The organism is Bacillus sp. MHSD_36 (genome assembly GCF_030757775.1).
Lineage (GTDB): Bacteria > Bacillota > Bacilli > Bacillales > Bacillaceae_G > Bacillus_A.
In genome coordinates this window covers 83,865-90,281 of the sequence record NZ_JAVBIS010000010.1, presented here as the reverse complement: position 1 = coordinate 90,281, position 6,417 = coordinate 83,865, and the positions used below count along the sequence as shown (strand labels likewise).

The window sequence follows — 6,417 nt, the reverse complement described above, 5'->3', positions numbered from 1 at the left end:
CATTTTTGCGGAAGTAGTTCAGTGGTAGAATACAACCTTGCCAAGGTTGGGGTCGCGGGTTCGAATCCCGTCTTCCGCTTAATTACTAAGGGGCCTTAGCTCAGCTGGGAGAGCGCCTGCCTTGCACGCAGGAGGTCAGCGGTTCGATCCCGCTAGGCTCCATCTAATAGAAAAGCTTACATCATATGATGTAAGCTTTTTTTGTGTTTGAAAAGACAACCTTCATACTTGTCGTTTAAAATGAAGAAAACGTAAAAGTAAAGGGTGGGGGATAATTGTGAAAGTTGTTATTGCATCTGATTCATATAAAGAAAGCTTAAAAGCTATAGAAGTATGTGAAGCTATAGAAAGAGGTTTTGGGGCAATTTTCCCCAATACAGAATATATAAAGATACCGATTGGAGATGGAGGGGAAGGAACGGTTGATTCCCTTGTTGATGCTACAGAAGGGAGAATTATATCACTTCATGTGACAGGACCGCTTAGAGAGAGCGTACAAGCCTTTTATGGCATGTCTAAAGATAAAAAGACAGCGTTTATTGAAATGGCAGCAGCATCAGGATTACAACATGTTCCGGTTAAAAAACGAAACCCACTTATTACAACGACGAGAGGAACAGGAGAACTTATACTACATGCGCTAGACGAAGGAGCCGAGCATATTATTTTAGGACTTGGAGGAAGTGCTACAAATGATGGTGGAGCAGGCATGTTGTCGGCTTTAGGAGTCAGGTTTATAGATGGAAAAGGGGAAGTCATAGATCCATCTGGAGGGACGTTAAATTCGATTGTCGCTATTGATTTTTCCCAAATGGATTCCCGTTTAGCGCATATAAAGATAGAAGCAGCATGTGATGTAGATAATCCGTTAGTTGGAATAAGAGGAGCATCCTTCGTATTTGGACGGCAAAAGGGTGCGGATGCAGAGATGATGAAAGAGCTGGATGAGAATTTAAAGCATTATGCGCATATTCTTAAACAATTCTTATCTTATGACGTATCTCGAATGTCTGGTGCAGGAGCTGCAGGAGGAATGGGAGCAGCTGTTATTGCAGTGTTAAAGGGAAACTTGCGGAGAGGAATTGAAATTGTATTAGATTATACAAATTTTGATAAGCATATAGAAGGAGCAGATTTAATTATAACTGGTGAAGGTAGAATAGATGAACAAACAGCATATGGAAAGGCCCCTGTAGGTGTTGCGGAGCGTGCAAAGCGTTTTTATATTCCTGTTATTGCTATTGGAGGATCTGTATCTCCGAATTATCCGGCTGTTCATGAAAAAGGAATTGATGCAGTATTTAGTATTACAGCGGGTCCGATGACATTAGAGGAAGCATATAAAGTAGCAGCAGAGAATGTTGAAATGACAGCAAAGAATATTGCAGCAGTGTGGAAAATAGCATCAGAAAAACACTTCTAAATGTAGAAGTGTTTTTTATTATTATCTAATAATAATGATGGTATTTATTTCATTAAGTTAACTTTATACATAGAATAGTCTTAACATTTAGATTTGAAAGCAGATATAAGTGAATAATTTGTATATCCATACAGAAAAATGTCTAGTTGAGTCAGACTATAGAAAAGATTTAAAATATTTAGTGAAGGCACAAAAGGGGGATACTATCTATGAAAAAAGAAATCTCAGTTATTGGAGTTCCAATGGATTTAGGACAGATGCGTCGTGGAGTTGATATGGGGCCGAGCGCAATCCGTTATGCAGGTGTAATTGAAAGAATTGAAGGAATTGGATATGACGTTAAAGATATGGGAAATATATGTATAGAGAGAGAAAAAGAAGTAGATGTAAATACAAGCTTAAGAAACCTTACACAAGTTGCAACTGTATGTAACGAATTAGCAAGTAAGGTGGATCATATTATAGAAGAAGGACGTTTTCCTCTTGTATTAGGTGGCGACCATAGTATCGCTATTGGTACATTAGCTGGTGTTGCAAAACATTATAAAAACTTAGGTGTTATTTGGTATGATGCACATGGTGATTTAAATACAGAAGAAACTTCACCGTCTGGAAATATTCATGGTATGTCACTTGCTGCAAGTTTAGGGTATGGACATCCTGCGCTTGTAGATTTATACGGGGCATATCCAAAGGTAAAAAAAGAGAACGTTGTAATTATCGGTGCACGTGCACTAGATGAAGGAGAAAAAGACTTTATTCGTAATGAAGGCATTAAAGTATTCTCAATGCATGAGATTGATCGTATGGGTATGACGGCTGTTATGGAAGAAACAATCGCGTATTTATCTCATACTGATGGTGTACATTTATCATTAGATTTAGATGGCCTTGATCCTCACGATGCGCCAGGAGTTGGAACACCTGTAATTGGTGGTTTATCTTATCGTGAAAGCCATTTAGCAATGGAAATGTTAGCGGAAGCTGATATTGTTACATCTGCTGAGTTTGTTGAGGTAAATACGATTTTAGATGAGCGAAATAGAACAGCAACAACAGCGGTTGCTTTAATGGGTTCTTTATTCGGTGAAAAACTAAAATAAATGTAAGAAAAGCAACTGAGAAGTTGCTTTTTTTATTTGAAAATAGGCGTATAATAATGATTTATATTATACTGTACGATAAGAATGTTTGACATCTTACCAATTTAGACTAAAGGAGGTTGTTTGTAATTGTTGTTTGTTTCATGTATGGTATAATTAACTAGTTGTTGGAAATACATACAGATAGAGCATAAAACAATATTTCAATATATGGATAGAATTGCTCGTAAGTAGGAGGAAGGGTTAGCATGCCTTTTGAAGATACGACCATTTTGAAATATCTTAGTACGGTATTAGATATTGCCGTTGTATGGTTTATTATATATAAGCTAATTCTCATAATTCGAGGGACGAAAGCTGTTCAACTTTTAAAAGGGATTACAGTTATTATTGTCGTTCGGATGATCAGTATTTTCCTTGAATTGCATACGCTATATTGGCTGACTGAGCAAGTATTAACGTGGGGATTTTTAGCCGTTATTATTATTTTCCAGCCAGAGTTGCGAAGAGCACTTGAGCAGCTAGGACGCGGGAGTTTGTTTTCACGCACTGGAACTCATGAGGATGATGAACCTGAAATCGTTGCAACAGCGATAGCGAAAGCAACGGAATATATGGGAAAACGTAGAATTGGTGCATTAATTACTTTGTCAAAAGAGACTGGTATGGGTGATTATGTAGAAACGGGTATTCCACTAAATGCAAACGTATCATCGGAATTACTCATTAATATTTTCATTCCAAACACACCTCTTCACGATGGAGCAGTAATTATGCAAGGCAGTACCATTAAAGCAGCAGCTTGTTATCTTCCATTATCGGAGAGTCCATTTATCTCTAAGGAGTTAGGAACTAGGCATCGCGCTGCAATGGGAGTTAGTGAAGTTACTGATAGTATTACAGTAGTTGTGTCGGAAGAAACAGGCCAAATTTCCTTAACGAAAAATGGTAAGTTACATCGTGATTTGAAGACAGAACAACTGAAAGATATGTTGTTAGCTGAATTTAGTTCGAACGAAAAAACGACTTCTTCGTCTTTATGGAATTGGAGGAGAAAGCGTCATGGATAAGTTAATGGAGAATCATTGGTTTCTAAAGGGGATCTCACTACTATTGGCGTGTATGCTTTTTATGTCAGCGACTTTAACTGAAAAAAATACGACATCAGGGATACTACCTTTTGCAAATGATGCGAAAGAAACATTAACTAATTATGCTATTAACCTTAAGTATGATGAAGAGAAATATATTGTAAGTGGTATTCCGGCAGAGGGCGTCAAAGTAAAGTTAGAGGGCCCAAAAGCAGCAGTTGCTACAGCAAAGGCGAAGAAACAATTTGATATACCAGTTGATTTGAGAGATAGCGAAAAAGGAACGTATGAAGTTTCTTTGAAAACGAACGGGCTTCCAGATGATGTGAAAGGAACAGTTCAGCCGTCAACAATTAAAATTACTCTTCATGAAAAAGCGAGAAAATATGTTCATGTAGATTTAAAATTATCAAATGAGGATCAAATGCCAGCGGGTGCTACTCTTGAAAAATCAAATATTAAACCTGATACGGTTGAGGTAGTTGGAACAAAAGAAGAAATTGAAAGTATTTCATCTGCTAAGGCGTATATTGATTTAAAAGGTGTTAATAAAACTGTTACCAAAACAGCTGAAGTTACATTGTACAATAAAGAAGGAAAACGTTTAAATGTAAGAACGAGTCCATCTAAAATTAGTGTAACGTTAAATGTGGCAACGCAAGCTACGGCCAATAATACGGAAAAAACTGTTCCTGTAACGTATGCGAAAAAGGGAAGTTTGCCAGAAGGATTGGCCGTTACAAATATTAGCGTTGAGCCGCGAGAAGTAACGATAGCAGGTCCAAAAGATGTATTGGATAATATACAATCGATAGAGGGGGTCGAAGTAGATCTTAGTCAATTGACAGAGTCTACAACATTCGATACCTCTGTTTTATTGCCAAAAGGTGTAACAAGTGCGAAACCGAATCAAGTGAAGGTTTCAGTAGGTGTGCAAAAAACAAAACAAACGAAAACAAGAACGATTGATGGTATATCCATTCAAAAAAATGGACTTTCTAAAGATGTTACGGCTCAGCTACTTTCGCCGCAAGATGGGAAGATAAGCGTTGAAATTTCAGGAGAAACAAGTATAGTAGATAAAATAACAGCTGCTCAAATAACAGCAGCAATTAATCTGCAAAATATATCTCCGGGGACAAAAGATGTTTCTATTCAAGTGAGCGGCCCTGGTAATATTTCAATAGAGCCAAAACAAAAAAGTGCTAGAGTCACAATTGTGAAGAAAGAAAATCCAGATAAAGAAGTACAAGGTAACGGGGAAAAACCAGATTCAAATAATAATCAAGATAATCAAACTGAAAAACCAAAAAATCCTGAACCTAAGCCTGACCAGGAAAAGGAAAAGGAAAAGGAACAGGAACAAAATAAAGAAAAAGAAAAAGAAACTAGTCAAGAGCCAACAGTAGATAATCAAAAAGAGCCAGAAAAAGGAGCGAATCATAATGGGTAAATATTTTGGTACAGATGGAGTACGCGGGGTTGCGAACCAGGAACTAACACCTGAATTAGCGTTCAAAATTGGACGTTTTGGTGGTTACGTATTAACAAAAGATACAGATCGTCCAAAAGTAATTATCGGCCGTGATACACGTATATCAGGACATATGTTAGAAGGAGCTTTAGTAGCAGGTCTGTTATCAACTGGAGCAGAAGTAATGCGTCTTGGTGTTATTTCTACACCAGGTGTTGCTTATTTAACAAAAGCGTTAGATGCACAAGCAGGTGTTATGATTTCTGCATCTCATAATCCAGTACAAGATAACGGAATTAAATTCTTCGGTTCAGACGGTTTTAAATTAACAGATGAGCAAGAAGCAGAAATCGAAGCTTTATTAGACAAAGAAGTTGATGAATTACCACGTCCAACAGGCACTAACCTTGGACAAGTGAGTGATTATTTTGAAGGTGGACAAAAGTATTTACAATACATTAAACAAACGGTAGAGGAAGATTTCTCGGGCTTACATATCGCTTTAGATTGTGCACATGGTGCTACGTCTTCTTTAGCACCGTACTTATTTGCTGATTTAGAAGCTGATATTTCAACAATGGGAACTTCACCAAACGGTATGAACATTAACGATGGAGTAGGTTCTACACATCCAGAAGTATTAGCTAAATTAGTAAAAGAAAAAGGTGCTGATATCGGCCTTGCTTTTGATGGTGATGGTGACCGTTTAATCGCTGTTGATGAAAAAGGAAACATCGTTGATGGCGATCAAATTATGTTTATTTGTGCAAAGTACATGAAAGAAACTGGTCAACTAAAGCACAATACAGTTGTTTCAACAGTTATGAGTAACTTAGGTTTCTATAAAGCACTTGAAGCTAACGGTATTACAAGTGATAAAACAGCAGTTGGTGATCGCTACGTAATGGAAGAGATGAAGCGTGGTGGATATAACCTGGGTGGAGAACAATCAGGTCACATTATCTTACTTGATTACATTACAACTGGTGATGGAATGTTAAGTGCACTTCAACTTGTAAACATCATGAAAATGACGAAAAAACCATTATCTGAGCTTGCAGGGGAGATGACAAAATTCCCACAATTACTAGTAAACGTTCGTGTAACGGATAAAAAACTAGCATTAGAAAATGAAAAAATTAAAGAAATTATTCGTGTTGTAGAAGAAGAAATGAACGGTGATGGTCGTATTCTTGTCCGTCCATCTGGAACAGAGCCACTTATTCGTGTAATGGCAGAAGCACCAACACAAGAAGTTTGTGACGCATATGTACATCGCATTGTAGAAGTTGTAAAAGCTGAAGTTGGCGCTGAATAATTCGATAA

The 6,417-nt window shown here is 37.4% G+C and carries 5 protein-coding genes and 2 tRNA genes; all 7 read left to right on the top strand.

Going from position 1 to position 6,417, the window contains the following annotated elements; translation table 11 throughout:
• The first annotated feature begins 7 nt into the window (after positions 1 to 7).
• The 7 genes from Q9B79_RS24540 to glmM all read left to right on the top strand — a co-directional run bounded on the left by Q9B79_RS24540 (position 8) and on the right by glmM (position 6,409).
• Positions 8 to 79: transfer RNA gene (locus Q9B79_RS24540), tRNA-Gly, on the top strand.
• A gap of 10 nt (positions 80 to 89) precedes the next feature.
• Positions 90 to 162: transfer RNA gene (locus Q9B79_RS24535), tRNA-Ala, on the top strand.
• 115 nt (positions 163 to 277) lie between these two features.
• Entirely contained in the window at positions 278 to 1,423 is a 1,146-nt protein-coding gene (locus Q9B79_RS24530) for a glycerate kinase (protein WP_306188400.1), read from the top strand.
• A gap of 209 nt (positions 1,424 to 1,632) precedes the next feature.
• On the top strand, positions 1,633 to 2,526 hold the full coding sequence (rocF, locus tag Q9B79_RS24525; protein WP_306188398.1) for an arginase: 894 nt from the start codon (positions 1,633 to 1,635) through the stop codon (positions 2,524 to 2,526).
• A 248-nt stretch (positions 2,527 to 2,774) separates the two neighbouring features.
• Complete coding sequence (gene cdaA / locus Q9B79_RS24520) at positions 2,775 to 3,596, top strand: diadenylate cyclase CdaA (protein WP_306188396.1); 822 nt, start codon at positions 2,775 to 2,777, stop codon at positions 3,594 to 3,596.
• Positions 3,589 to 5,070, top strand: a complete 1,482-nt coding sequence (locus Q9B79_RS24515; protein WP_306188394.1) for a CdaR family protein — start codon at positions 3,589 to 3,591, stop codon at positions 5,068 to 5,070. The genes cdaA and Q9B79_RS24515 overlap by 8 nt, the downstream gene beginning before the upstream one ends.
• Positions 5,063 to 6,409, top strand: a complete 1,347-nt coding sequence (gene glmM, locus Q9B79_RS24510; RefSeq protein ID WP_060629225.1) for a phosphoglucosamine mutase — start codon at positions 5,063 to 5,065, stop codon at positions 6,407 to 6,409. The genes Q9B79_RS24515 and glmM overlap by 8 nt, the downstream gene beginning before the upstream one ends.
• Positions 6,410 to 6,417: the final 8 nt, after the last annotated feature.